This is a genomic window from Devosia sp. A16 (genome assembly GCF_001402915.1).
In the GTDB taxonomy this organism is placed as follows: Bacteria; Pseudomonadota; Alphaproteobacteria; order Rhizobiales; family Devosiaceae; genus Devosia_A.
In genome coordinates, this window is sequence record NZ_CP012945.1 from 1,647,765 (window position 1) to 1,672,690 (window position 24,926).

A 24,926-nucleotide genomic window follows, 5' to 3' on the forward strand; every position below is an offset into this window, starting at 1 on the left:
CCGGGGATTTCGAGACGCTGTTCGGCGGCCCCGGCGGACCAAGGCCCTCCTGGTGCATGACCTGGGGGCAAGGACAACAAGGGGCCGGCCCGTCGCCGGCAGATCCTGGGCCGCATCGAGGACGGCGTGCCGGTGGGGCTCATCGGCTATGCTGCAGGCGAGCCCGTCGCCTGGGTGTCGGTTGCTCCACGCGACACCTTCCGCAATCTTGGCGGGCCGGCCGATATGCCCGAGCGGCAGGTCTTCTCGCTCACCTGCATGTATGTCCGCCGGCAATTGCGTGGCCAGGGGCTCGGGCGCCAGCTGATCGCCGCCGCCATTGCCCATGCGACGACGCGCGGGGCCGATATCATCGAAGCCTACCCCGTCGCCCCGTCCTCGCCGAGCTACCGTTTCATGGAGTTTGTCCCGGCCTTCGAGGGTTTTGGCTTTGTCGAGGTGGGGAAAGCCGATACCCGCCGGCACGTGATGCGGTTAACCCTTTCTTGATGTAGCGGGGGAAACCGTCTGCAAAACATTGCAACCTCTGCCGGCCGTGGCGACGTTATCCCATGGCCCGGGACAAGCCGCCGCAAGGCAGGTGCCGGATCCACAACAGGTCCGAGGCAATGGACGACAGCGGGACGACAAAGCAGGTCTTCACCCTGCCGGTGGCGGAACAGCCGCCGCGTGAGCGGCTGGTGCTCGCCCATCCCTCCGCCCATGCCGATTTTCTGAGCCAGCTGATCGCCGCCCGTCAGGCCCTGCCGACGCAGCGCGAACGCCGCCGCGCCCCGGTGCACCAGGCGGTGGATGCCTATGCCAATGGCAGCAAGATCACCGTACGGCGCATGCCGGCCGGCTACCGCAAGACGATTGTTACCTGAGACGTTCGCGGGTGCCTGCGGTGTGTCCAGGTAAGTGGCCAAGGCTCTAGGCCTTAGTAGAATTCGCCCACCGCGATCACCCCACCCACGATGTGGGCAGGCTTATCCGAGCCCAATCAGCCTCGTCGGTGCTGTTCAGGAGACTTGAATGCCTGGCCCGCTCAGCCACCCATGGTGACGTCGCGGCCGGCGCCGGTGATCGAGACGGTGAACCCCGCCACCACGTCGACGATCGCCATCATCATCAGGATGAAGAACACCGAGCTGGCGGCCGCCCCGACCAGCAGGAACTCGACGAGGAAGATCACGAACACCACCACCGAGAGCATGTGCTCGATCACCGAGTTGCGCCCGGTATTGGTGGATTTCAGCACCTCGAAGAACAGGCAGACCAGCCCCACCACGAGCATCAGATCGCCGGCGGTCAGCGACCATTGCACGCCCGAGACCATCGGAATGGTGAGGAGCTGCTGGCTCCAGCCGGCCGGATTGCCGCCCATGAACAGGAAGGCAAAGAAGTTGTAGGCGATCAGCGGGATCAGCAGCAGCGGCGGGATGAACGCGCCGTTGCGCGAGGAGCGGCCACCGGGCGGAATAAAGACCGTATTGTCAGACATGGCGCGTTCCCTGATCGCTAAGTGCGGCGCACAATGCCAAAGCCGGAGCGGCCCCGCCAGCCCAGGCGCGCGCTTTCACACTGCTACGCCGAACCAGCGCCACGGCGACCGGCTCACAGCTTCAGCGGACCGACCATCTGCTCGGGCTTCACTTCGGCGTCGAACTCCTCACCGGTGAGCAGGCCCAGCTCGATCGCGCTTTCGCGCAGCGTCGAGCGCTTCTTGTGGGCGTGCTTGGCGATCTTGGCGGCGTTGTCGTAGCCGATCTTGCGGTTGAGCGCGGTCACCAGCATCAGCGACTGGTCGACCAGTTGCTTGATCCGGTCGCGATCCGGCTCGATCCCCACGGCGCAGTGGTCGTTGAAGCTCTTGGCCGCATCGGCCAACAGGCGCACCGACTGCAGGAAGTTGTAGGCGATCACCGGCTTGAACACGTTGAGCTCGAAATTGCCCTGGCTCGCCGCGATGCCGATCGCCGCATCGTTGCCCATCACCTGCACCGCCACCATGGTGGTCGCCTCGGCCTGCGTCGGGTTGACCTTGCCCGGCATGATCGAGGAGCCCGGCTCGTTTTCCGGAATGGTGATCTCGCCCAGACCCGAGCGGGGGCCGGAGGCCAGCCAGCGCACGTCGTTGGCGATCTTCATCAACGCCGCGGCCAGTTGCTTCAGCGCACCGGACGAACCGACGAACGCATCGTGCCCGGCCATCACGGCGAACTTGTTGGGCGCGGTGACGAAGGGCTGCCCGGTCAGCTTGGCGATCTCGGCGGCGACCGTCTCGCCATATTTCGGGTGGGCATTGAGGCCGGTGCCGACGGCAGTACCGCCCAGCGCCAGCTCATAGAGCTGCGGCAGCGTCGCGCGGATCGCCTTCATCGCCAGGTCGAGCTGCGCCACCCAGCCGGAAATCTCCTGCCCGAGCGTCAAGGGCGTCGCGTCCTGCAGATGCGTGCGGCCGATCTTCACCACACCCATGAACTCGGTCGCCTTGGCGTCGAGCGTGTTCCTGAGCAGCATCACCCGGTCGACCAGGTAGTTCTCGATCGCCTCGACCGCCGCGATATGCATGGCCGTCGGATAGGTGTCGTTCGACGATTGGCTCATGTTGACGTGATCGTTGGGGTGCACGGGCTTTTTCGAACCCATCACCCCGCCGGCCATCTCGATGGCGCGGTTCGAGATCACCTCGTTGACGTTCATGTTCGACTGGGTGCCCGAACCGGTCTGCCAGACCACCAGCGGAAAATGCTCGGCGAGCTTGCCGGCAATCACTTCGTCGGCCGCCGCGACCACCAGGTCGCGCGTCGCCTGATCCATCAGCCCCAGCTTGTGGTTGGCCAGCGCCGCCGCCTTCTTGAGGATGCCGAAAGCCCGGATGATTTCGGTCGGCATCTTCTCGCCGCCAATGTCGAAATTGGCCAGCGAGCGGGCGGTCTGCGCCCCGTAGTACTTTTCCGACGGCACATTGATCGTGCCCATGGAATCCGATTCGACGCGCGTGCCCATAGCCGAAACCCCTGGAGAACAAATGGAAACGGCCGGCTCCCAGGTCTGGGAGCCGGCCGCATGAAAATCTATCGCCTGGTGCGCAAGAGAGCGCCAGCCCGAAGGCTTACGAGCTCTTGGGCTGCAGAATCTGCCGGCCGCGATACATGCCGGTCTTCAGATCGACATGGTGCGGACGACGCAGCTCGCCCGAGTCCTTGTCTTCGACATAGGCCGGGACGGCCAGCGCATCGGCGGAGCGGCGGAAACCGCGCTTCATCGGCGAGGTCTTGCGCTTTGGCACTGCCATGGTTGTTACTCCTGGTTCAATAGCGTTTCGCCGAAGACGTTCCGGCGTCTAACAGACAGGGTCTGTCGGGAATTGGGGGCGTCTATAGAGCACAATCGCGCCGATGGGAAGGGGCGAAATTGGCTCTTCTCGCGGTTTGCGGCGGAGTTCCTGCACCAGCGCAAATCCGCTACAAGCGCTCGACCTCGCCGGACGCCCGAACCGTGACCTACTCCTTTACCGAAGATCTCGCCAGCACCGCCGCCGACATCGAGCAGGCGCTCGCTGCCCTGCTCGCCGCCCCCCGGCTGTCCGGGCCGGGAATCCCGCCCGATCGCCTGGTCGCCGCCATGCGGCATGGCAGCCTCAACGGCGGCAAACGCCTTCGTCCGCTCTTGGTCCGCCAGGCCGCCGGGGTCTTCGGCCTGGCGCCGGCCGCGACGGTCACCGCCGGCCTCGCGGTCGAGATGATCCACTGCTATTCGCTGGTGCATGACGACCTGCCGGCGATGGACGACGACGACCTGCGCCGCGGCCAACCCACCGTGCACAAGGCCTATGACGACGCAACCGCCATCCTCGCCGGCGATGCGCTGCTGACCCATGCCTTCGGCTTGTTGGCCGACGAGACCGCCCATCGCGACCCCGCCATCCGCGTTCGCCTTGTCACCGAGCTGGCGGCCGGCGCCGGCGCCGGCGGCATGGTCGGCGGGCAGATGCGTGACATCGAGGGCGAGACCAGCTTCCTCACCGAGCGCGCCATTGCCCAGATGCAGGCGATGAAGACCGGCGCGCTGATCCGCGCGGCCGTGCGGATGGGCGCTATCCTGGGCGGGGCGTCCGATGCCGACCTGGCCCATCTCACCACCTATGCCGAGGCCGCCGGCCGCGCCTTTCAGCTGGCCGACGACATCCTCGACGTCACCGCCTCGGCTGAAGCGCTCGGCAAAGCCACCGGCAAGGATGCCGACGCCGGCAAGCAGACCATCGTCGCCCGCATCGGCGTCGAAGCGGCACAACGCCAGCTTGCCGAAGTGATCCACGACGCGCTGAGCGCCCTGCTACCCTTCGACCAGCGTGCCGACGGGTTGCGGGCGACCGCCCGGTTCTTCGCCGAGCGCGAGAGCTAGTCAGCTGATCACTGCCGGCGCCGGTGGCTGTGGACCCCCACCCTTGATCCCTCCCCGCCAGGGGGAGGGAGATGCGGACTGCGATGCTGGTGTGAGGGTCTCCCTCCCCCTTGCGGGGAGGGGACAGGGGTGGGAGTCGGCCCGCGCCGGCGCCAGAGTTGTCCCCAAAGCCGGCCCGGCCCTACTGCTGCCTGAGATTCCCCGTCAGCCACAGCACGACGAGCAGCACCACCAGCACTCCGAGCCAGAGCCAGCGCCGGCGCGCCGCTTCACCGGTGAACAGCCAGTCGCGCCACCGGCTCATTCGGCGGCGGTCTTCTCGGCGGTGCCGAAGCGCTTCTCGATATAGTCGGCAACCATGCCCTTGAACTGCTCGGCGACGTCGGCGCCGCGCAGCGTCGCGACCTTCTGGCCGTCGACGAATACCGGCGCCGCCGGGGTTTCGCCGGTGCCGGGGAGAGAGATGCCGATATTGGCGTGCTTGCTCTCCCCCGGGCCGTTGACGATGCAGCCCATCACCGCGACCGACAGGGTCTCGACACCCGGATAGCGTTCCTTCCATTCCGGCATGGAGGCGCTGAGATGATCCTGGATTTCCTTGGCCAGCACCTGGAAGGTCTGGCTGGTGGTGCGACCGCAGCCGGGGCAGGCCGCCACCACCGGCAGGAACTGCCTGAAGCCCATGGTCTGCAGCAACTCCTGCGCCACCCGCACTTCCTGCGTGCGGTCGCCGCCCGGCTCGGGCGTCAACGACACCCGGATGGTGTCGCCGATTCCCTGCTGCAGCAGGATCCCCATCGCCGCCGACGAGGCGACGATGCCCTTCGAGCCCATGCCGGCTTCGGTCAGTCCCAGGTGCAGCGCGTAGTCGCAGCGCGCCGCCAGATCCTGGTACACGGCGATCAGGTGCTGGACGTCCGACACCTTGGTCGAAAGAATGATCTTGTCGCGCCCGAGCCCGAGGTCTTCGGCGCGCTGCGCCGAGAGCAGCGCCGACTGGATGATCGCCTCGCGCTGCACCGCCGCCGCGGAAACCGGCGCCGCCGAAGCCGAATTCTCATCCATCAGCCGGGTCAGCAGCTCCTCGTCGAGCGACCCCCAGTTCACCCCGATACGCACCGGCTTGTCATACTTCATCGCCAGCTCGATCAGCGTTGCGAACTGCGTATCGCGTTTCGCCTTGAAGCCGACATTGCCCGGATTGATGCGGTATTTCGCCAGCGCTTCGGCGGCAGCCGGATGATCGGTCAGGAGCTTGTGGCCGATATAGTGGAAGTCTCCCACGATCGGCACATTGATGCCGCGCGCCGCTAGCCGGTCACGGATGTGCGGCACCGCGGCGGCCGCCTCGTCGCGGTCGACGGTGATGCGGACGATCTCCGAGCCGGCGCGCCACAGCTGCGCGACCTGGCGCACCGTCGCCTCGATATCGGCGGTGTCGGTATTGGTCATCGACTGCACGACGATCGGCGCGCCGCCGCCCACCATGACGCCACCGACATTGACACCGACCGACTGCCGGCGGGGAGAAATACTCATCGAAGAACCTCTTGCCGCCCCAGCAAATAGGCCTTTGAGGTTGGGGGCGCAATGTTACGATTGCGTGACCGATTGCAGCGAGCCGCTCCATGACTTTCCAGGCTTATCTCGACAACATCGAAAAGCAGACCGGCGTCACCCCGGACGAGTGGATCCGTCTCGCCACCGCGAAGGGGTTCACCAAGCCCGGCACCAGGGCCACGCAGATCACCGACTGGCTGAAGGCCGACTACCAGCTCGGCCATGGCCATGCCATGGCGATCGTCAAACTGCTGCGAGATCGCGCCGGGTTGAAATAATAGCCCGCCGGCTTGCAGCGCCGATCCGGCGCCCGGAGGCCGATTTGACTTCCGCGGTGCTTTGGCCATGATGGTGGCCATGAACAGGTTCTTCGCAACAGCCCGCCCAATCGAAAGTCGCCTCAGCCGGGCAGGCTGATTGCCTGATGTTGCCACCTGCCGAGCGGCAAGGGCGACATCAGGATCGTTCATCACCCCCAACACGACGACTGCCGATTGCGGTGCCCCCAGGCCCCGGCGATCGCCTATGCGCATGAGGCGACGACCATGACGTTCAAGTATTCCGTGACCCTGCCGATCAGCGGCGGCGACAAGCTTCGCCGCTTTCGCGACTGGGTCGAGCAGCATCTGCCCGACCTCAGCTACAGCCTGCCGCAGCAGACCCCCGTCAAGACCGAGACGATGACCATCCGGCTGTTGTCCGTCGATGATCGGGCGCGCCTGCTCAACGCCTGGGCCATCGCACAACCGGCGACCCCGGAGGGGCCGTGAATGTCGGCGCTCCGCTATTGCCGATCCTGCAACGGCGCCCGCCCGCGCGCCGCCCTCAAATGTCCCTGGTGCCACGCGAGGCCATCGCCGGCGCCGCGGACGCCGCCCGCCTCGTTGTTCGACCTGAAGGCGCCGGGAGCTCCGGAGGTACTGTCATGACGACCATTTCCCTGATGGACTGGGTCCAGTCGCCCGAGATCGTGGTGGGCAAATCCGAGCATCACCGACTGACCGTGGTGGCGCTTACCCACGTGGGTGAACGCGGCCATGCCGACCTGCTGCTCTACGAACTCGACCGGGCCAGGGTCATCCCGGACAGCATGCTGCCCGCGGACGTCGTCCGCATCGGCAGCATCGTGCGCTACGCGCCGGTTCCGGGCGTCGAACGTATCGCCAAGCTGGTCATCCCGGACGACGCTAACGGATCGGCAGGCTACAGCCTTGCCGTCACCTCCGAGCACGGCGCCGCGCTGCTCGGGACCCGATCGGGCCAGCGGATGTCGTGGCTGGATCGAAATGGCGAGATGCAGCAGTTGCGCATCATTGCGGTGGTCAACGATACCCCCGATGACGATCCCGGGCCGCTGGCGGCATGAGCAGAAGGTGCAGGGCCGGAACAATCCGAGCCCTGCCCTCGCTGCCATCTGCGTCTATCCAGGTGACGGCCTGCGACCGACTGCAGCACCTCTTGAAGCCGCCGCCGGCCGCGACCATCTCTTGGCCATGAACAGGTTCTCGCTCCTCACCCGCTTTCTCACCTTCCGCAAGGAACTCGCAACGCTGTGGCAGGCCTTCGTCTCCCCCGAGACGTCGGTCCACCTGAAGGCGCTGATGCTGCTGGTGCCGGCTTACCTCCTGAGCCCGATCGACCTGATCCCGGACGTGATCCCGGTTCTCGGCTGGGTCGACGATTTCATCATCGTGCCGTTGCTGGTCAGTTGGATCGTTCGCATGCTGCCGCACAAGGCGCCGGTCTACCAGCGCACCGCCGATGGCGCCAAGGTGATCGACGGCACCTACCGCCGGCGTTGACCACTGCCGGTTTCTGACAGCCGGCCGAGCGATGGTCTCCGACACCAACGGAGACCAATCATGACGAAATACTGGATTGCAGTCGCTTCTGCCGAGCATGCCCGCCGCGGGCGGGCCGGCTTCATGCAGGTCAACCACGGCAAGAAGGCCCCGCTGCAGCGCATCCGCGCCGGCGACGGTGTGGCATACTATTCCCCGGCCGAAACCATCGGCGGCAAGGATCGCCTGCAGAGTTTCACCACCATCGGCCGGGTCCGCGACGACGCGCTGTACCAGGGCGTGATGGGTGGCGATTTCACGCCGTGGCGGCGAAACGTCGACTACCTCGCAGCCAACGAAGCGCCGATCGCGCCTTTGCTCGACCAACTCGAATTCACGCGCGGCAGAGCGAACTGGGGCTACCAGATGCGCTTCGGTCTGTTCGAGATCAGCGAGACGGACTTCCGCACCATCGCCGCGGCAATGAACGCGGAAGTCTGAGCCTTACTCGAACCGAACCAGCAGGTCCTTGGCGTCGATCTGGTCGCCCGGCTTCACCGTGACTTCGGCGACGATGCCGTCGGCCTCGGCATGGATGGCGGTTTCCATCTTCATCGCCTCGATCGACAGCAGCACGTCGCCGGCCACCACCTTGTCGCCGACCTTGATGCCGAGCGACGAGATCACGCCGGGCATCGGCGCGCCGATCTGCTTGGCATCGCCCAAAGCCGCCTTGGCGCGAACCTTCACTTCGCCGACCTTCAGCCGGTCCGGCACGGTGATGGTGCGCGGCTGGCCGTTGAGGTCGAAGAAGACCCGTACTTCGCCCTTTTCGTTGGTCTCGGTGCGGCCCTGGTAAGTCAGCACCAGCGTCTTGCCCTTCTCGAGGTCGAGGAACACTTCCTCGCCCTCCTTGAGACCGTAGAAATAGATCGGCGTCGGCAGCACCTCGGTGGGGCCGTACTTGTCCTGCGTCTTGACGAAGTCCGAGTAGACCTTGGGGTACATCAGGTACGAGGCGAGCCGCTTGTCGTCGACCTCGCCGCCGATCTCCTTGGCCACCTTCTTGCGTTCGGCTTCGAGGTCGATCGGCTTGAGGTAGGACCCGGGCCGCTCGGTCAGCGGCGTTCGGCCTTTCAGCACCTTCTTCTGCAATGCCTTGGGGAAGCCGCCCGGCGGCTGGCCCAGGTCGCCGGCAAAGAACCCGACCACCGAATCCGGGAAGGCGATGTCGCGCGAGGGATCCTCGACATCGGCGCGGGTCAGCCCGGCCGACACCATGGCGAGCGCCATGTCGCCCACCACCTTGGACGACGGCGTCACCTTCACGATGTCGCCGAACATCTGGTTCACGTCGGCATAGGTCTGCGCCACCTGATGCCAGCGGCTTTCGAGACCGAGCGAGCGGGCCTGTTCCTTGAGATTGGTAAACTGCCCGCCCGGCATTTCGTGCAGGTAGACTTCCGAGGCGCCGCCTTTCAGGTCGCTCTCGAAGGCGCGATACTGGTTGCGCACCGCTTCCCAGTAGAACGAAATCTCGCGGATCACCTTCTGATCGAGCTCCGGCGCGCGGGGCCCATCGTTCAGCGCCGCGACCAGCGAACCGAGCGTCGGCTGCGAGGTTGTGCCCGAAAGCGCGTCCATCGCCGCATCGACCGCGTCGACCCCCGCTTCGACCGCCGCCATGATCGTCGCAGCTGCCGCGCCCGAGGTATCGTGGGTGTGGAGGTGGATCGGCAGGCCGATTTCCTGTTTCAGCGTCTCGATCAGTTTTTTGGCTGCGGCGGGCTTCAGCAGCCCCGCCATGTCCTTGAGCCCCAGCACATGCGCACCGGCGGCCTCGAGCTCCTTGGCCAGCCCGACATAGTATTTGAGGTCGTACTTGGCCCGCTCCGGGTCGAGCAGGTCGCCGGTGTAGCAGATGGCGCCTTCGGCTACCTTGTCGGCCTCGATCACCGCGTCGATCGAGACGCGCATGTTCTCCACCCAGTTGAGGCAGTCGAACACGCGGAAGATATCGACCCCGCCTTTGGCCGCCTGCGCCACGAAGAACTTCACCACATTGTCGGGGTAGTTGGTGTAGCCGACGCCGTTCGAGCCGCGCAGCAGCATCTGCGTCAGGATGTTCGGCGCGCCTTCGCGCACCGCGGCCAGCCGCTCCCACGGGTCCTCGTTGAGGAAGCGCATCGACACGTCGAACGTCGCGCCGCCCCAGCACTCGAGCGAGAACAGGTTGGGCAGCCCGCGGCTATAGGCCCGGGCAATACGGGTGATGTCGAACGAGCGCATGCGGGTCGCCAGCAGCGACTGGTGCGCGTCGCGCATCGTCGTGTCGGTGAACAGCACCTGGCTCTGCGCCTTCATCCAGCGCGCCAGCCCCTTGGGCCCGTCGCGATCGAGGATCTGCTTGCTACCCTCGACGACGATCAGCGGTTCGTATTCGGGCACCACCGGCGCCGCCGCATCGGCGGGCGGGCGCGGCCGGTCCCGCACCTCCGGGTGCCCGTTGACGGTGACGTCGGCGATATAGGTCAGAAGCTTGGTGGCCCGGTCCTGCCGCTGCTTGAAATCGAACAGCGCCGGCGTCGTGTCGATGAAGCGCGTGGTGTAGCGGTTCTCGATGAAATCGGGATGGGTGATAATGTTCTCGAGGAACGCCAGGTTGGTGGCGACGCCACGGATGCGGAACTCGCGCAGCGCCCGGTGCATGCGGGCGATCGCCTCGTCGGCGGTCGGCGCCCAGCAGGTGATCTTTTCGAGCAGCGGATCGTAGAAGCGGGTCACCACCGCCCCGGCATAGGCGGTACCCCCATCAAGGCGCACGCCGAACCCGGTCGCCTCTCGGTAAGCGGTGATCCGGCCATAGTCGGGAATGAAATTCTGCTCGGGATCCTCGGTGGTTACCCGGCACTGGATGGCGTTGCCGTTGAGGTGGATGTCCTCCTGCTTCGGCACGCCCGATTCCGGCGTCCCGATCACCGCGCCTTCTAGCAGCCGGATCTGCGCCTTCACGATGTCGATGCCGGTGACCACTTCGGTCACCGTGTGCTCGACCTGGATGCGCGGATTCACTTCGATGAAGTAGAACTTGTTCGTGTCGGCATCGAGCAGGAACTCGACCGTGCCGGCGCCGCGATAATTGGCGGCATTGCCGAGCCGGATGGCCGAGGCAGTCAGCTCGTCGCGCACCGCCTGCGGCAGATACGGCGCCGGCGCCCGCTCCACCACCTTCTGGTTGCGCCGCTGCACCGAACAGTCGCGCTCGAACAGGTGCACCAGGTTGCCGTGATCGTCGCCGACCAGTTGCACCTCGACATGGCGGGCCCGCTCGATCAGCTTTTCGAGATACATCTCGTCCTTGCCGAACGCGGCCTTGGCCTCGCGCTTGCCCTCGGAGACCTCGTGCACGAGGTTCTTCTCGTCCATGATCCGGCGCATGCCGCGGCCGCCGCCGCCCCAGCTCGCCTTCAGCATCAGCGGATAGCCGATCTCGGCGGCCATGCGCTTGACCGCATCCATGTCGTCGGGTAGCGCCTCGGTCGCCGGCACGACCGGCACCCCGGAGGCGATCGCCATGTTGCGGGCCGCCACCTTGTTGCCGAGATCGCGCATCGTCTGCGCCCGCGGCCCGATGAAGATGATCCCCGCGTCTTCGCAGGCATCGGCGAACTCGGGGCTTTCCGAGAGCAGGCCATAGCCCGGATGGATGGCGTCGGCGCCCGAGATGCGGGCAATGCGTATATACTCGTCGATCTGCAGGTAGGCTTCGACCGGGCCTTTGCCCTTGCCGATCAGGTAGGCCTCATCGGCCTTGAACCGGTGCAGCGCCAGCTTGTCCTCTTCGGCATAGCAGGCGACCGTCTTGATGTTCAGTTCATTGGCGGCGCGAAACACCCGGATGGCGATTTCGCTGCGGTTGGCGACAAGGATTTTCTTGATCGGCATCGATTTAACCCGAGCAGGAGGGGGCGAGGCACACGCGTGTGCCGGCAAGGGATGTCCAGGACATGGCCCGAGGGGCCGCTGCCCCTATTTCTGGCTCAGATGTCCCGCGAGGTGGGACATGTCGTAACCCGCATTCGCCGCCGCCGAGATGATCTCGGAGGCGGGTGCTTTGCCGGCCTGGCTCAACGCCCACAGGGTCGTCGAGCGCGTGCCGGAACGGCAGTAGCAGAACACGGGCCCGGTGCTCCCCTCGAGCACCTGTTTGGTCTCTTCGACCATCTGGGCGCTGACGCCCTCGCGGCCGAGCGGAATGTAGTGATAGGCGAGGCCGGCGTCGTGCGCCGCTTGCTCGATCGTCGCGCTGGAAGGCTGGTCCGGGGATTCCCCGTCCGGCCGGTTATTGATGATGGCGACGAAACCCTGGGCCTTGATGGCGGCCACATCCTCGGGGCTGATCTGCGGGGACACGCTCACGTGGTCGTTGATCCGCTTCACGTCCAAATCACATACTCCGATAGATATGGCAGGGTCTTCCCGGACGCCTTTATAGACATCGGCGCATCCGTGAGGCAAGGCACCGCGGCGCTCGTCCTAAGTCTCACGACTTTGGGTTAGGTGCCGTGGAACGGCTTGCGCATGTAAACCGCCTTGCCGTTCATGAAGTCCTCGATGCGGTCCACCACGAAACCAAGCCGCGAGTAGAGCGCAATATTGCTCTCGAACACGCCGTTGGTGACGAGCCGCAGTTCGGGAAAGCCGGTCGAGATCGCCCGGGCCTCGGTGAAGCCCAGCAGCATTCGCCCGATGCCCCGCCCCTGCGCCGCCGGCGCCACCGCGACATTGTCGATCCACAGGTGATCGGGGCGCGGCACGGTTTCGATCAGCCCGAGAATGCTGCCGCCTTCCACCGCAAGGTCGAAGCGGTGTTCCAGCACTGCCTTGTCGTAGTCGACCCGCATCGGCATCGGCTCGCGCCCCAGCAGCGGCACCCACTTGGCATAGGCCGCCATCACGACGGCAGCGATCGCGCCCGACTCGTGCGGTTCGGCCAGGCGGATCTCGATGGAATTGTCGGCGCTCATGGCTTAAGGCCTACGCCCTCAGGCCGCCGAAGCAAAGCCCGGCGATCGCAGCGGCTCCGGCCGCGCCAGCAGGTAGCCCTGCAGCGCCGTCACCCCGGCCCGCTGCAGGAACTGCAGCTGTTCGTCGGTCTCCACGCCTTCGGCGATCACCTCGACCTCGAGCGAACGGGCGATCTCGGCGATCGAGGCGACGATCAGCCCGTCGATCCGGCTTTGCGGCAGGTTGGCCACATAGGAGCGGTCGATCTTGATGATGTCGAACGGGAAGCCGCGCAGGTACTCGAGGCTGGCAAAGCCGGTGCCGAAATCATCGATCGCCACCCGCACCCCGAGGGCCCGCAGCGCCTCGATGTTGGTGAGCTCGACGGTGCCGGTCCTGAGCGGCAGCGACTCGGTGATCTCGATGACGATTTCGTTCCCCCTGGTCGCGCTCTCGAAAAGGATATCACTGAAGCGTTCGGCGAAATCGGGCCGGCTCAGTTGCACGACCGAAACGTTGATGCCGACCGTGGGGGTGCCCAATTTCGCGCGGTCGGCGCAGGCGCGCCGCAGTACCCAGTCGCCCAGCTTGTCGATCAGGTCGGATTGCTCGGCAATTGGAATGAAATCGCAGGGCGGCACTCGTCCGCGCACCGGGTGCTGCCAGCGGACCAGGGCTTCATGGCTGAGCGGAGTTGAGCCGTCGACGGCAAAAATCGGCTGGTAGTAAAGCTCCAGCTCATTGAGCAGGATCGCCGCCCTGAGGTCGCGCTCGACGAAGCGCTTGTGCCGCTCGTCGGCCAGCAGCTCGCTTTCGAACGCCACGGTCGAGGCACGCCCCTGCTTCTTGCCCTTGTAGAGCGCCAGGTCGGCCTTCGAGATCAGTTCGTCGGCCTCGGCGGCATCGTGCGGCCACAGCGCCACCCCGATGGTGGCCGACAGCCGGATCGGCCGGCCTTCGATGCTGATCGGCTGCCCGAGGGTCGCCAGCACGCGGTCGCCCAGCCGGACCAGGGCGGGCTTGCTGTCCTGCCCCACCAGCACGATGCCGAACTCGTCGCCGCCCAGCCGCCCGACCAGCGCGTCGGGCAGCAGCGCCTTCAGCGTCTTCACCAGATGCACCAGCGCCGCATCGCCTGCCGCGTGACCATGCGAGTCGTTGAGCACCTTGAGGTTGTCCATGTCGATCTGCAGGTAGGCCACCGGACGATCATCGGCCCTGAGGCTCTCGGTGAGCGCGCTGAAGAAATACGAACGGGTATGCGCCCCGGTCAGCGCGTCGCGATAAGCGAGATCCAGCAACTGCCGCTGTTCCTCGGCGGCGCGCTTCAGTTCCTGCTTCAGCCGGACATAGCCCCAGCGCAGCAACAACAGCAGGCTGGCGCCGGCCAGCACCCGCACCACCACCATTTCGATGGCCCTGGGGTCGGTGAAATAGCCCAGCAGCGCGATGGCGCCGGTGATCACCACCAGCGCCGCTACGCCGGCGAACACCAGCCTGTAGGTGCCGATGATGTCCTGCAGCGAGGCTTGACGTTGCAACGGGTTGGCCTCCTGGCGCCGGTGTCGTGCGCGGCGCGCCCGATCGCGCGGCAGCCTCCTCCCAGAAGCTTTCGGAAGCCCTAACGGGGATGGATTATGACAGCGAATACAAGCTCGTAGGTGTCATCCAGAACCGTGCGGCGCGCACCCTACGGCCGCGTCATGACAGGGCTGCAACGGCGGGGTGGACGGCCCGATCATGGCTAACGCGGAGTTACTGCGGCGCGGGCTCCGCCGGTTGCGCCGGCAGCCCGACCCATGGCCGCCACACTTCGCCGCGTTCGGCTATGAAGCGGTCGGCGACGCTCTCCACCGTCTCCCCCGCTTCGCCCAGTTGCTGCAGCATCCTGTCCATCTCGGCGAACGGCATACGCGCCCGGCCGAAATAGGCTGCGACCTGCGGCGCGTCGAGATACACCCATTCGGCCAGCGCCACCACCACCGGATCCGGCGCGAAACCGGTCGGCGTCGGGGTGGCGCAGGCAGTGCGGCCCATGCAGAGGAAGGCGTCTCGATCATAGGGCGCCAGCGTCACCGGCTTGAAGGCGAACTGCGCCAGCACCGCGTTGGGTTGCCAGTAGTAGAACAGGATCGGCTGCTTGCGTCCCACCGCTTCGGCGATCAGCGTATCGAGTTCGAAGCGGTTGGCTGGCTCGACGATGTCGAAGCTCTGGTCCAGCCCATAAGCCTTGAGCATGTTGCGGTTCACCACCGCGCAGCCCCAATCGACCGGGCAGGAGATGAACCGGCCACGGCCGTTGCCGTCGCCGAATGCCGCGGCATGCGCCTTGAGTCCGTCGATGCTGGTCACCTCCGGCCACTGCGCGGCGGCGTAGTCGGGTACGAACCAGCCTTCGAAGGTGGTATCGGCATAGGGCGTGCCGGCCTGCCGCACCTTCTGGCCCTTCATGGCAGCGTTCCAGATGTCGGCGATGCGGCCGATCCACAGTTCCGGCGCTACCGCCGGCTGCCCTGTCGCCCCCATCGAGGAGCCGGTCGCTGCCAGGTCGCCCTCCTGCACCGCGACATTGCAGTAATAGTTTGCCGTCAGCAGCCGCGAGTGCACTTCGGCGAGCAGCGCCGCCGATGGCCAGCTCATGCGGGCGATGCTCAGTTGCTGCGTGCCGCAGGGCGGCGGTGGCGGCGCTTCGCCGATCGTCGCATCGGCCGCCGCCCCCGCGACCGGCGGGTCTAGGGTCTGCACCGACTCCTGCGCCGTGGCGCTGCCGAACGCCAGGAGCAGCGCGAAGGTAACGAGGCAGTGGCGGAACTTTGTCATCGGACCGGGCGCAGCGACGGAGTGGACGCCGAACTTATAGAGCCAGATCGGCAAAAGTCGCAGACTTTTCCACCTCGATCGCACGCCCAAACAAGGACTTGGCAACCCGCCGCCGCGCAATGGCGCATGCGGGCGAAACCGGCGCAGCCAAACGCCCGGCGCCCTTTTACCACTTGATCAAAAGCGGATGACTCGCCTTCGCAATTTATGCAATATCGCGCGCAGTGGGGCATGGGTTGTGCCCCCATTGATTGTTGCTCCGATGGAGACGGCGGTAAACAACGCCGCGTGGCGGGGCAACGTTACAGAGGGACATCATGAACAAATCCAGTATCCTTGGCCTCGCCGTTGCCGCGACCGTGCTCGGTCTCGCAGTTCCGGCGCTCGCCGAAGACGTCAAGATCGGCATTCTGGGCGATCTGACCGGGCCGATCGAAAGCCTGGCTCCCCCGATCGTCGCCGGCGCCCAGCTCGCCTTCGACCAGGTCAATGCCCAGGGCGGAATCCTCGGCGGCGGCAAGATCGTCTCCGTCACCGGCGACTCTGCCTGCGATCCGTCGGTTGCCGGCCCGGCCGCCGACAAGCTGGTCAACACCGACCAGGTGACCGCCATCGTCGGCGCCTTCTGCACGGGCGCCACCATCGGCGCCGCCACTGCCGCCGGCATCCCGGGCGGCGTCGTGATGATTTCGCCGTCGGCTTCGGCGCCGGCGCTCACCACGCTCGAAGACAACGACCTGGTCTACCGCACCACGCCGTCGGACGCCTTCCAGGGCGTGAAGATGGCTGACCTCTTGATCCAGAAGGGGATCAAGGACGTTGCCGTCACCTACGTGAACAACGACTACGGCAAGGGTCTCGCCGACGTGTTCGTGGCGACCTTCACCGCCGCCGGCGGCACCGTGTCGGCCAACGTCGCTCATGAAGACGGCAAGGCGGACTATCGCGCCGAGCTGGGGCAGCTCTCCTCGGGCGGCTCGCAGAACCTGGTTATCCTCGCCTACGCTTCGGGCTCGGGCAAGACTGTGCTGCAGCAGGCGATCGAAGGCGGCGAGTTCACCGCGTTCGTCGGCGGCGACGGCATGATCGGCGACGACCTGGTGACCGGCCTCGATCCGGCTGCCGTCAACGGCAAGATCATCGCCACCCGCGCCGGCGCCTATACCGGCGAGTCGGCCGGCATCTACAAGAAGCTGGCGACCGATGCCGGTCAGGATCCGGCGGCGACCTATGCCCCGCAGGCCTATGACGCGGCGTTCCTGCTCGCTCTCGCGATCGAGAAGAACGGCTCGGCCAAGCGCGAAGGCCTCGCCGCCGCGCTGCGCGAAGTCGCTTCCGCTCCGGGCGAGAAGATCCTTCCCGGCGAATGGGCCAAGGCGCTCGAGCTGATCAAGGCCGGCACCGACATCGACTATGACGGCGCCGGTGGTCCGGCCGATTTCGACAAGGCCGGCGACGTCGACGGCATCATCGTCGAGGTCGACGTTGAGGACGGCAAGTTCGTCGAAGTGGGCCCGGTGAAGTAAGCCGCCGCTCATCTCCTCGTTCGAAGGCCCGGGATCGATGCCGGGCCTTTTTCTTTGCGCCGCAACCTTGACAGAAGAACATCAGTCTCTTAATTGCAGACCATTGTTCTCTTATTGAGGTGCAGCCATGAGCTGGTCGACCAAGGATATTCCTGAGCAAACGGGCAAGCTCGCCCTCGTCACCGGCGCCACCGGCGGGCTCGGTTACGAAACCGCGCTGGAGCTGGCGCGCGCCGGCGCCGAGGTGGTGTTGACCGGCCGCAACGCTGACAAGGGCGCGTCCGCCCTCGCCCGCATCCGCGCCGAGGTGCCACGCGCCCGCGTTTCCTATGAGAACCTCGATCTCTCCGCCCTCGCCAACGTAACCGCCTTCGTCGAGCGCTTCGCCGCCACGCGCGATCGGCTCGATATCCTCGTCAACAATGCCGGCGTCATGGCCCCGCCGCAGCGCGAGTTGACCGCCGATGGCCTCGAGCTGCAGTTCGCCACCAACTACCTGTCGCATTTCGCCCTGACCGGTCTGCTGTTGCCGCTGCTGGTGGCGGCGGCAGCGCCCCGGGTCGTCTCGCTCGCCAGCGTGGCAGCCCGGGGCGGCCGGATCGATTTCGCTAACCTCCAGTCCGAGCGTGACTACAAGCCAATGGTTGCCTACAGCCAGACCAAGCTGGCTTGCCTGATGTTCGGCTTCGAGCTGCAGCGGCGCAGCAACGCCAATGGCTGGGGGATCGCGAGCATGGTTGCGCATCCCGGGGTGGCGCGCACCGAACTCATCGTCAACGGCATGGGAGACGCGAGCCCCGCCGGCTTTGCCCGCCGCTACCTCTCCATGCTGTTCCAGCCGGTGCCGCAGGGCGCGCTGCCGACGCTGATGGCGGCCACCGACATTCATGCCCGGCCTGGCGGCTATTATGGACCGCAGGGGCTGTTCGAGGTTCGGGGCCATCCGGGCGAAGCTTCGGTCCCTACCCAGGCGACCGACCTCGAGGTTGCCCGCAGGCTGTGGCAGGTCTCCGAGCAGCTGACCGGCATCCGCTTTGCTGATCGCGCCAGCGTTGCGGCTTGACAGTGGCCACGGCGGGCCGCACCACAGCAGCCGATGACCACGACGACCTTCCAGCGGGCCCGCAAGCCCGAGGAAATCAGTGCGCGCCGCGAGACCCTGCTCGCGGCGGCAGCTGAGCTGTTCGACGCCGAGGGCCCGCTCGGCACCGGCCTCAACGCCATTGCCGCCCGCGCCGGCTTCACCAAGTCCAATGTCTACCGCTACTTCGAGAGCCGCGAGGAGGTATTGCTCAGTCTGTTCCTCGCCGAGATGGAACGGCTCGTACCGGCGCTCGCCGCCGCCGTCGCGGCCACGCCGGCTGGCGATCTCGACGCGCTGGCCCGCAACCTCACCGAAGAGTTCATCTCCCGGCCCCGGTTTGCGCACCTCGCGTCGATCCTCTCCAGCACGCTCGAGGCCAACGTCTCCGAGGACACCATCGTCATGGTGAAGCGCACCATGGGCGGCATGACGGCCGAAATGGCAGCGGCGCTCCGTACTCGATTGCCGCAAGCCTCGACCGAGGATGCGGTATGGGCCCTCAGCATGGTCGGAGCGCTGGTCACCGGGCTGTGGCCCGGCGCCCACCCGGCGCCAGCTGCCGAGCGGGTGCTGTCGCGGCCGGAGTTCGCCGCGCACCGCCCCAATCTCGAACGCGACCTGCCCCGCGCCGTCCGGGCGATCCTCGCGAGTATTGCTTAGCGCATAGCACGGTGCCGCCGGTGGCTGTGGACCCCCACCCTTGATCCCTCCCCGCAAGGGGGAGGGAGACGCAGACTGCGAAGCCGGTGTTTTCGTCGCCCTCCCCCTTGCGGGGAGGGGACAGGGGTGGGGGTCAGCCCGCGCCGGCGTCAGGGATCATCCACCAAGCCGCGTCGCCCCGATCCGCTTGTCGCCGACGCTGACCGTCACCTCGAAATGCTCGGCCTGGATCACGTCGAGCACTTTGCTCGGCCGATAGGCGCAGATATTGCTGCCGCCCCGATGCCGCACGCTGTCGTACAGCACCCCGTCCTCGCCGGCGGCCCGCAACGCCTCGCCGAACGCCTGCCCCGCGGCATAGCTGTCGGCGGCGTGCAGCTCCGGTTCGCTCCCGCGAATGTCGCGATAGCTGCCCTCGAGCCGCGCGGTGTAGCTGCGGAAGGTACGCTGGGTCGTGTCGAGGCCGCGGGCCAGCGCTTCGCGCCTGAGATGGTGTCCGACTTCGGCGAGGGCGGTGGTGAGCGTCGCCGCCGCGTACCAGGCGCCGAGCTCCGGCCCGTTGAAGCGCGATCCACTCGGCGCGGCATGCAGAAACGCTGCCATCACGATGCTGGAGTTTGCCCGGCCGAACACCCACTCGCTCTGCGGCAGTCGCGCCAGCCGTTGCCGTACCAGCCGATCATTGGTCCAGCCGGCGAGTTCCATCACCGCCTCGGCATCGGCGGCAGTGGCCACGGTGTCGAACAGCCCGATCGGCGGAAAACGCGACGGGATCAGCCGGTGGCTCGGCTGTGGGGCGGGCGCCTGCATCAGCGGATGACGATGTCGCTGTCTTCGTACGGGGTGAACGCCGCATCGAGCGCATTGGGTGGCATGTAGAGCCCGCCGCGTGCCGCATCGAGGAAGCGCCGCACCGCCAGCAACCCATCCTGGGTGCCCGAGGTGATGAGCGTCAACGGCGGTTGCCCGCCGAACAGCGGCGCCATGTGCGGCCCCTTGAGCCAGCGCACCCCCTCCGCCGGGTCGGCGAACAGGACGCCGAGCGCCTGGTGGATGCCGAACACCGCCGAAATGCGCAGCAGCGCATCGAGATCGAGGGTGAACGGCTGCTGCTCGCGCGCCAGCTTCGCCCAATGGTGGTAGGTCGAGCGCTGCGGATAGCCCAGCACCAGCCGGCGCTGCTCCTCATTGAGGCCCCAAAGCTCGGCAATGTTGAGAAACGTGCGCAGCGCCGGCCCGCTCAACCGGCGCCGGTTGGGCCCCGAGAAGCGGCTGAAATCGACGATGTCGTCAGCGCCGCCGGCCGGAGCGAACTCCCTGTGAGGCTTTTCACGGAAACCGAATTGCATGACGCGCTCCTTGTCTGGATTTAGACATAGTCCAAATCCAGACTTCATACAAGAGGACGTCCAGTTCTGGACTACGCTTCGCGCTTCACCACTTCCGGGATCAGCCCCCGCGGCGCGTAACGGAGCGCGATGGTGATCACCACGCCGAGCACGAACACCCGCATCTGGCTGGCGCGCGACTGGATTTCGGGGATGGCTCCCCAGCCCATGTCGGTCGACCAGTTCGAGATGTTGTTGAACAGCCACTGCGACAGCGGGTCGGAAATCATCCAGGTGATGTAGATCAGCAGCGCGCCGAACACCGCACCCCAGTTGTTGCCCGCCCCGCCGACGATCACCATCACCCAGATCAGGAAGGTGTGGTTGATCGGCTGATAGGCGCCCGGATCGTAGATCTGCTGGAAGCTCACCAGCATGGCGCCGCCGATCCCCATCAGCACCGAGCCGAGCACGAAGATCTCGAGCTGCCGGCGCGTGACGTTCTTGCCCATCGAACCGGCGGCGATGTGGTTGTCGCGAATGGCGCGCATCATCCGGCCCCACGGGCCGCCATAGGCGCGCTGCACCAGGAGGAACGCCACGGCGAGGATGACGATGACCAGTCCGAGAAACCCCAGCCGCGCATAGACGAACGAGTCGGCAATCGACACCCCCTGCCCCTGCAGATCCTGCGGGATCGGCGTCGGCCACGGGATCGGTGAGACGGTCAACGTTCCGCGCGTCAGCCAGTCCATGTTCTTGAGCAGCGCCCGGATGATCTCCGAGATGCCGATGGTGGCGATGGCGAGGTAGTCGGTCCTCAGCCCCAGACAGATCTTGCCCACCACATAGGCGACGCCGGCCGCCAGCACGCCGCCGAACAGCCAGCCGAGCACCGGGTGCAGCCCCAGGCCGCCGATCCAGCCGCCGCCGGCCGTCTCGATATAGGCCGCGGCCGGGTCGATCTGGCTGCGATAGACGATATAGGCGACGACCCAGGCGATAATGGTGACGAAGGTCTTCCAGCCTCCCCTGATGCCGATGCGGTCGGCACGGCGCGCTGCCCAGACCAGCAGGAACCCGGCGAGGAACGCCATCAGCGCCTTGCCCAGCATCAGTGGCCCTTCTGAGCCCCAGAACTGCGCATTGATCGGATACGAGATGAAGGTGACCGCCGCGCCGCCCAGCATCAGCATGCCCATGATGCCGAAATTGAACAGCCCGCCATAGCCCCACTGGATGTTGAGGCCGAGCGCGATCAGCGCATAGGCAAAGCTCTGGACCAGGAGCAGCGAGATATTGGCGGCGCCCAGTAACAGCCCGATGATCGTGAACAGCACGAACAGGCCGGCGAACATCACCAGGGAGCGACGCGCGATCATGTCGAGGCTCCCTTGAAGATACCGGTAGGACGCCACAGCAGCACCACCACGAGGATGACGAACGCCACGGTCAGCTTGTATTCGGTGGGCACGATTGCCAGCGTCCCCGGCAGTTCGAACGGCAACGCACCGGCCAACGGCCTCAGCAGCACCGACCAGTTGAAGATCGCCAGCGTCTCGGCAAAACCGATCAGGAAGCCGCCGGCGATGGCGCCGTAGGATTGTCCCAGCCCGCCCACGATCGCCGCCGCGAAGATCGGCAGCACGATGTTGAACGCCAGGTCCGGCTTCAGGTTGACGTCGAGCGCCAGCATGGTGCCGGCCATCGCCGCGAGCGAGCCGGCAATGATCCAGGTCACCCGCACCACCAGCTTGGTGTTGATGCCCGAGACCTGCGCCAGGTCGGCATTGTCGGCCATGGCCCGCATCGCCTTGCCCAGCCGCGAGCGGGTGAGGAAGAAATGCAGCGCCAGCACCGCCACCGCGGTGCAGAGCACCATCAGCAGTTGCGGCTGAGTGAAGTTGATGGTGCGCGTCACCCCTTCGAGCGGCACCGGAATGCGGACCAGCTGCTTCTGTTCGGTCTCGAAGAACGAATAGGTGCCCGAGCCGAAGAACAGCCGGATCGCCCCCTGGATGATCAGCGTCACCCCGATCGAGGCGATCAGCATGGTCACCGGCCGCGCCCCGCGTTTCCTCAGCGGCGCATAAAAGCCCTTGTCGAGCCCCAGCGCGATGACCGCCGCAAGGATCATCGCCACCGGCAGCACCAAAAAGCCGGTCGGCACGATCGGCGTGGTGATGCCGAGCGCCGTCGCCGCCATGGCGAGGAGAAAGGCGATGAACGCCCCCATCGTCATCATGTCGCCATGGGCGAAATGCGCGAACCTGAGGATGCCGAAGATCAGCGTCACGCCGATGGCGCCGACCGCATAGATCGAGCCCAGCACCACGCCGGCGACGACCACATTGTTGAAAAAGAAGATCAGTTCGTTCATGCCGTCAGCCTCCCAAGAAGCTCTTGGCGACTTCGGGATCGGCAATGAGCTCCTGGCCCGTGCCGGTGAAACGGTTCCTGCCGGTAGCGAGGACGAACCCGCGTGAGGCGAAGGCGAGGGCCTGCCGGGCGTTCTGCTCCACCATCAGGATTGCGACGCCAGCCTTGTTGACCTTGACGATCTGCTCGAAGATTTCGATCACGTAGCGCGGCGAGAGCCCCGCCGACGGTTCGTCGAGCAACAGCAGCTTGGGCTGGCTCATCAGCGCCCGGCCCATCGCCACCATCTGCCGCTGCCCGCCCGACAGCTCCCCCGCCGGTTGCCGGCGCTTTTCGCGCAGCACTGGGAACATCTCGTAGACCCACTCCATCGTCGGCCTGAAATCGTCGCTGCGGGTGAACGCCCCCATTTCGAGGTTTTCCTCGACGCTCATCGAGGTGAAGACGTTCTTTTCCTGCGGCACGAAGCTCAGCCCCCTGGGCACCAGCCGATCGGGCAGCGAGTTCTGAATCTCGTCGCCGGCAAAGCTGATCGAGCCCTCGGTGACTTTCAGCAGCCCGAAGATCGCCTTCAGCGTCGTCGATTTGCCCGCCCCGTTGGGGCCGACGATCACCCCGATATCGGACTGTTCGATCGAGAGATTGACGCCGTTGAGGATCGGCGCGCCGCCGTACCCGCCGACGACGTCCTTGATGTCGAGCAGCGCCATTACGCAGCCTCCACCGGAGAGCCGAAATAGGCCTCGATGATCTCGGGATTGGCGCGGATCTCCTCCATCGGCCCCTCGGCGATCTTCTCGCCCTGCGCCATCACGATTACCGGATCGCACAGTCGCCCGATCAGGTCCATGTCGTGTTCGATGACGAAAAAGGTGTAGCCCAGCTCCTGGTTCATCCGCTCGATATTGGCGGCCAGGTCCTGCAGCAGCGTGCGGTTGACGCCGGCCGCCACTTCGTCGAGCAGCACCACCTTGGCGTCGACCATCATGGTGCGGCCGAGCTCCAGCAGCTTCTTCTGCCCGCCCGAGAGGTTCCCGGCGAGCTCGTGCTTGACGTGTCCGAGCTTGAGGAAATCGATGACGTCGAGCGCCTTCTGGCGCACATGGCGCTCGGCGTCCTTGACCACGCCGGGCGTCAGCCAGGTACGGATCAGGCTCTCGCCCGGCTGTCCGGAGGGAACCACCATCAGGTTCTCCAGCGCCGTCATGTTGGAGAATTCATGCGCGATCTGGAAGGTGCGCAGCATGCCCCGATGAAACAGCTGATGCGGTTTCAGCCCGGTAACGTCCTGGCCATCAAAGATAATCTGTCCGCTATCGGGCACGATATTGCCGGCGACCAGGTTGAACAGCGTCGATTTACCGGCGCCGTTCGGCCCGATCAGCCCGGTGATCGAGCCGCGCTCGACCCGGAGCGAACAATCGTTGACTGCGCGCAAGCCGCCAAAGCGCTTGCTGACGTTCTTGACGTCGATGACTGCGTCGAAGGACACCCCGCCCCCGTCCTGATGAAATCGTTCTTCTTCGCGGCTTGTGCCGGTTTTGCGGTCATCTGCGCATATGCACAAACACCGGTCAACCAAGCACCGCGTTTCGATTGGGGGCGGCTCTTAAAGGGTTGTGGAGACTTTGACCAGATGGTCAAAGCGCTGCAAGCACCGCATCGGCGGTTCTGTGGTTCGGCGCCAACAGGATGTTGTAGAGCGTTGCGAGCCGCGTCAGCGACTTGATGTCGACGTCGTGCGGCATGGCGGTGAGCGGATCCTGAAAGAAGATCAGCGCATCGAGCCGCCCCTCGGCGATCATCGCGCCCAGTTGCGCGTCGCCGCCCAGCGGCCCGCTGAGCAGGCGCGTCACCGGCAAACCGGTGCCCTCGGTGACCCGCCCGCCGCTGGTGCCGGTGCCCCACAGCTCGTGCCCGGCGAGCTTGTCGCGGTTGAGCCTGGCCCAGGCGACCAGTTCATCCTTCTTGTCGTCGTGCGCCACGAGCCCGATACGCGCCATGGAAATCTCCGAGCCAATCGTCCCGGGTTTTCTGCACGGCTCACGCCTTGAGCGCAATGGCCTCGGCGAGGAGGATGGCGATCTCGTCCTCGGGAATCTCGGTGCCCGGCTCGAAGCGGATGAAGCGCACCTGCTTGCCGTCACCCTCGAGCAAAGGCGAGCTCAACAGCCGCCCCTGCTCGAACACCAGCGACACGTGGTCCTCCATCGGAAAGATGGCGCAGACGAACCCCGCGCTGGGATGGCGATAGTTCACCGAGCCCCAGCCCAGCCGCGCCTTGGCGTCGAGGTCCGGCCGCACCGACAGCAGGGTCAGGGCCAGCTTCTGCGCCAGCTCCGCGACCGGCTGCGGAAAGGAGCGGACGATTTGCAGGAGGTCGGCGACCATT

General features: G+C 66.0%; 29 protein-coding genes. 11 read left to right on the plus strand and 18 right to left on the minus strand.

Going from position 1 to position 24,926, the window contains the following annotated elements; translation table 11 throughout:
- The first annotated feature begins 132 nt into the window (after window positions 1-132).
- Together APS40_RS08025 and APS40_RS08030 are read left to right on the plus strand one after the other, a co-directional pair.
- Window positions 133-489, plus strand: coding sequence for a GNAT family N-acetyltransferase (locus APS40_RS08025; RefSeq protein WP_197279461.1), 357 nt, complete (start codon window positions 133-135; stop codon window positions 487-489).
- A 119-nt stretch (window positions 490-608) separates the two neighbouring features.
- Window positions 609-866 carry a hypothetical protein gene (locus APS40_RS08030; protein WP_055046543.1) on the plus strand — a complete coding sequence of 86 codons (258 nt, stop codon included), beginning with the start codon at window positions 609-611 and terminating at the stop codon, window positions 864-866.
- Between the two features lie 161 nt (window positions 867-1,027).
- Here APS40_RS08030 and APS40_RS08035 read toward each other — a convergent pair whose 3' ends face one another.
- From APS40_RS08035 to rpmF, 3 genes are all read right to left on the minus strand, one after another.
- Window positions 1,028-1,483: a hypothetical protein gene (locus APS40_RS08035; protein WP_236884222.1), complete on the minus strand. Its 456-nt coding sequence runs from the start codon at window positions 1,481-1,483 to the stop codon at window positions 1,028-1,030.
- Window positions 1,484-1,596: 113 nt separating this feature from the next.
- Complete coding sequence (gene fumC / locus APS40_RS08040; RefSeq protein WP_055046544.1) at window positions 1,597-2,991, minus strand: class II fumarate hydratase; 1,395 nt, start codon at window positions 2,989-2,991, stop codon at window positions 1,597-1,599.
- A gap of 106 nt (window positions 2,992-3,097) precedes the next feature.
- Complete coding sequence (gene rpmF, locus APS40_RS08045) at window positions 3,098-3,280, minus strand: 50S ribosomal protein L32 (RefSeq protein WP_055046545.1); 183 nt, start codon at window positions 3,278-3,280, stop codon at window positions 3,098-3,100.
- A 203-nt stretch (window positions 3,281-3,483) separates the two neighbouring features.
- On the opposite strand from rpmF, the gene APS40_RS08050 reads away from it, so the two are divergent.
- Window positions 3,484-4,389, plus strand: a complete 906-nt coding sequence (locus tag APS40_RS08050; protein WP_055046546.1) for a polyprenyl synthetase family protein — start codon at window positions 3,484-3,486, stop codon at window positions 4,387-4,389.
- Between the two features lie 181 nt (window positions 4,390-4,570).
- Here APS40_RS08050 and APS40_RS25450 read toward each other — a convergent pair whose 3' ends face one another.
- Together APS40_RS25450 and ispG are read right to left on the minus strand one after the other, a co-directional pair.
- On the minus strand, window positions 4,571-4,693 hold the full coding sequence (locus APS40_RS25450; RefSeq protein WP_257720977.1) for a hypothetical protein: 123 nt from the start codon (window positions 4,691-4,693) through the stop codon (window positions 4,571-4,573).
- Window positions 4,690-5,928 (minus strand): flavodoxin-dependent (E)-4-hydroxy-3-methylbut-2-enyl-diphosphate synthase, encoded by a 1,239-nt coding sequence (ispG, locus tag APS40_RS08055; RefSeq protein WP_055046547.1) that lies wholly within the window; start codon window positions 5,926-5,928, stop codon window positions 4,690-4,692. The genes APS40_RS25450 and ispG overlap by 4 nt, the downstream gene beginning before the upstream one ends.
- Window positions 5,929-6,017: 89 nt before the next feature.
- Between ispG and APS40_RS08060 the strand changes: the two genes are divergently transcribed.
- From APS40_RS08060 to APS40_RS08080, 5 genes are all read left to right on the plus strand, one after another.
- Entirely contained in the window at window positions 6,018-6,227 is a 210-nt protein-coding gene (locus APS40_RS08060) for a DUF4287 domain-containing protein (RefSeq protein WP_055046548.1), read from the plus strand.
- Between the two features lie 267 nt (window positions 6,228-6,494).
- Entirely contained in the window at window positions 6,495-6,719 is a 225-nt protein-coding gene (locus tag APS40_RS08065) for a hypothetical protein (RefSeq protein WP_055046549.1), read from the plus strand.
- A gap of 155 nt (window positions 6,720-6,874) precedes the next feature.
- Entirely contained in the window at window positions 6,875-7,315 is a 441-nt protein-coding gene (locus tag APS40_RS08070) for a GreA/GreB family elongation factor (protein ID WP_055046550.1), read from the plus strand.
- Window positions 7,287-7,751 (plus strand): YkvA family protein, encoded by a 465-nt coding sequence (locus tag APS40_RS24815; protein ID WP_055046551.1) that lies wholly within the window; start codon window positions 7,287-7,289, stop codon window positions 7,749-7,751. Before APS40_RS08070 ends, APS40_RS24815 begins: the two co-directional genes overlap by 29 nt.
- Before the next feature lie 60 nt (window positions 7,752-7,811).
- Entirely contained in the window at window positions 7,812-8,231 is a 420-nt protein-coding gene (locus APS40_RS08080) for an EVE domain-containing protein (RefSeq protein WP_055046552.1), read from the plus strand.
- A gap of 3 nt (window positions 8,232-8,234) precedes the next feature.
- Here APS40_RS08080 and pyc read toward each other — a convergent pair whose 3' ends face one another.
- The 5 genes from pyc to APS40_RS08105 form a co-directional block, all read right to left on the minus strand.
- A complete protein-coding gene (pyc, locus tag APS40_RS08085) occupies window positions 8,235-11,675 on the minus strand; it encodes a pyruvate carboxylase (protein ID WP_055046553.1) in 3,441 nt (1,146 codons plus the stop codon).
- 84 nt (window positions 11,676-11,759) lie between these two features.
- Window positions 11,760-12,170: a TIGR01244 family sulfur transferase gene (locus APS40_RS08090; RefSeq protein ID WP_236884267.1), complete on the minus strand. Its 411-nt coding sequence runs from the start codon at window positions 12,168-12,170 to the stop codon at window positions 11,760-11,762.
- Window positions 12,171-12,286: 116 nt separating this feature from the next.
- The gene (locus APS40_RS08095; RefSeq protein WP_055046555.1) at window positions 12,287-12,757 is read right to left on the minus strand and encodes a GNAT family N-acetyltransferase; all 471 of its coding nucleotides are present in this window, start codon (window positions 12,755-12,757) and stop codon (window positions 12,287-12,289) included.
- Window positions 12,758-12,775: 18 nt separating this feature from the next.
- Window positions 12,776-14,278 (minus strand): putative bifunctional diguanylate cyclase/phosphodiesterase, encoded by a 1,503-nt coding sequence (locus APS40_RS08100; protein ID WP_055046556.1) that lies wholly within the window; start codon window positions 14,276-14,278, stop codon window positions 12,776-12,778.
- A gap of 214 nt (window positions 14,279-14,492) precedes the next feature.
- On the minus strand, window positions 14,493-15,557 hold the full coding sequence (locus tag APS40_RS08105; RefSeq protein ID WP_156342868.1) for a glycine betaine ABC transporter substrate-binding protein: 1,065 nt from the start codon (window positions 15,555-15,557) through the stop codon (window positions 14,493-14,495).
- Window positions 15,558-15,874: 317 nt separating this feature from the next.
- On the opposite strand from APS40_RS08105, the gene APS40_RS08110 reads away from it, so the two are divergent.
- The 3 genes from APS40_RS08110 to APS40_RS08120 all read left to right on the plus strand — a co-directional run bounded on the left by APS40_RS08110 (window position 15,875) and on the right by APS40_RS08120 (window position 18,827).
- Window positions 15,875-17,083 carry an ABC transporter substrate-binding protein gene (locus tag APS40_RS08110; RefSeq protein WP_197279462.1) on the plus strand — a complete coding sequence of 403 codons (1,209 nt, stop codon included), beginning with the start codon at window positions 15,875-15,877 and terminating at the stop codon, window positions 17,081-17,083.
- Window positions 17,084-17,210: 127 nt separating this feature from the next.
- On the plus strand, window positions 17,211-18,146 hold the full coding sequence (locus APS40_RS08115; RefSeq protein ID WP_055046559.1) for an SDR family oxidoreductase: 936 nt from the start codon (window positions 17,211-17,213) through the stop codon (window positions 18,144-18,146).
- Window positions 18,147-18,179: 33 nt separating this feature from the next.
- On the plus strand, window positions 18,180-18,827 hold the full coding sequence (locus APS40_RS08120) for a TetR/AcrR family transcriptional regulator (RefSeq protein WP_055046560.1): 648 nt from the start codon (window positions 18,180-18,182) through the stop codon (window positions 18,825-18,827).
- A gap of 156 nt (window positions 18,828-18,983) precedes the next feature.
- Here APS40_RS08120 and APS40_RS08125 read toward each other — a convergent pair whose 3' ends face one another.
- From APS40_RS08125 to APS40_RS08160, 8 genes are all read right to left on the minus strand, one after another.
- The gene (locus APS40_RS08125) at window positions 18,984-19,640 is read right to left on the minus strand and encodes an RES family NAD+ phosphorylase (RefSeq protein WP_055049602.1); all 657 of its coding nucleotides are present in this window, start codon (window positions 19,638-19,640) and stop codon (window positions 18,984-18,986) included.
- On the minus strand, window positions 19,637-20,176 hold the full coding sequence (locus APS40_RS08130; protein WP_055046561.1) for an MbcA/ParS/Xre antitoxin family protein: 540 nt from the start codon (window positions 20,174-20,176) through the stop codon (window positions 19,637-19,639). The genes APS40_RS08125 and APS40_RS08130 overlap by 4 nt, the downstream gene beginning before the upstream one ends.
- Before the next feature lie 71 nt (window positions 20,177-20,247).
- Window positions 20,248-21,537 (minus strand): branched-chain amino acid ABC transporter permease, encoded by a 1,290-nt coding sequence (locus tag APS40_RS08135; RefSeq protein WP_055046562.1) that lies wholly within the window; start codon window positions 21,535-21,537, stop codon window positions 20,248-20,250.
- A complete protein-coding gene (locus APS40_RS08140; protein ID WP_055046563.1) occupies window positions 21,534-22,535 on the minus strand; it encodes a branched-chain amino acid ABC transporter permease in 1,002 nt (333 codons plus the stop codon). Before APS40_RS08140 ends, APS40_RS08135 begins: the two co-directional genes overlap by 4 nt.
- Before the next feature lie 4 nt (window positions 22,536-22,539).
- Window positions 22,540-23,244: an ABC transporter ATP-binding protein gene (locus APS40_RS08145; protein ID WP_055046564.1), complete on the minus strand. Its 705-nt coding sequence runs from the start codon at window positions 23,242-23,244 to the stop codon at window positions 22,540-22,542.
- Complete coding sequence (locus APS40_RS08150; protein ID WP_055046565.1) at window positions 23,244-24,026, minus strand: ABC transporter ATP-binding protein; 783 nt, start codon at window positions 24,024-24,026, stop codon at window positions 23,244-23,246. The genes APS40_RS08145 and APS40_RS08150 overlap by 1 nt, the downstream gene beginning before the upstream one ends.
- A 148-nt stretch (window positions 24,027-24,174) precedes the next feature.
- Complete coding sequence (locus APS40_RS08155) at window positions 24,175-24,537, minus strand: methylglyoxal synthase (protein WP_055046566.1); 363 nt, start codon at window positions 24,535-24,537, stop codon at window positions 24,175-24,177.
- A gap of 40 nt (window positions 24,538-24,577) precedes the next feature.
- Window positions 24,578-24,925: a DUF1801 domain-containing protein gene (locus APS40_RS08160; protein ID WP_055046567.1), complete on the minus strand. Its 348-nt coding sequence runs from the start codon at window positions 24,923-24,925 to the stop codon at window positions 24,578-24,580.
- Window position 24,926: the final 1 nt, after the last annotated feature.